We start from the raw sequence: 902 nt of genomic DNA on the forward strand, positions 1-902 counted from the left end.
GGCCGTTGTCGGAACGAACATGGCCGGGAACACCGCGCAGGATGAACAGATCGGACAGGACGTCGATGACGTCGGTGGAGTTGAGCTTGCGACCGATGCGGATCGCCAGACATTCCCGGGTGAACTCATCGATGATGTTGAGCATGCGGAACTTCCTGCCATTGTGGGTTCGGCCTTCGACGAAGTCATAGGACCAAACATGATTTGGATGCTCGGGCCGAAGCCGGATGCACGATCCGTCATTCAGCCAGAGCCGGCCTTTCTTCGGTTGTTTCTGGGGAACCTTCAGCCCCTCTCGCCGCCAGATGCGCTCAACGCGTTTGGCATTCACCGTCCAGCCCTCTGACCGCAGCATCGCCGTGATCCGGCGATAGCCATAGCGGCCGTAGCTTGAGGCGAGCCGGATGATGTCGGCGGTGAGCGCCTCTTCATCTGGCCGACCGTGCGGCTTCTTCCGCTGGGTTGAACGGTGCTGGCCGAGAACCTTGCAGGCAAAGCGCTCCGAGACGGAGAACTTCACCATGACATGCTCGACGCAGCGACGGCGGCGGGAAGGGCTCAGAAGTTTCCCGAGGCAGCCTCTTTCAGGATCAGCTTTTCCAGGGTCAGGTCCGACACCGCCTTGCGCAGCCGGTCGTTCTCTTTCTCAAGCTCCTTGAGGCGCTTCACTTGATCGCCTTTCAGGCCACCGAACTCCTTGCGCCAGCGGTAATATGTAAACTGCGTAACGCCGATCGCGCGGACCGCTTCGCCAACCGAGCGACCTTGCGACACCAAAACGTCGACCTGGCGCAGCTTCGCCACGATCTCTTCGGGCTTGTGCTTCTTCTGGGGCATTCCAAAATCCTCTCTAAGGCTAAATAGCCTACTTCAGGGAGGACCACTTTTCAGGGGGCAGACCA

At 59.6% G+C, this 902-nt stretch carries 1 pseudogene; it reads right to left on the reverse strand.

Annotated features, from left to right (window positions below):
- Positions 1-837: pseudogene (locus C9E82_RS23960) on the reverse strand (IS3 family transposase); the annotation flags it as partial.
- Positions 838-902: the final 65 nt, after the last annotated feature.

The organism is Paracoccus sigandri, assembly GCF_003709565.1.
Taxonomy (GTDB): domain Bacteria; phylum Pseudomonadota; class Alphaproteobacteria; order Rhodobacterales; family Rhodobacteraceae; genus Paracoccus; species Paracoccus siganidrum.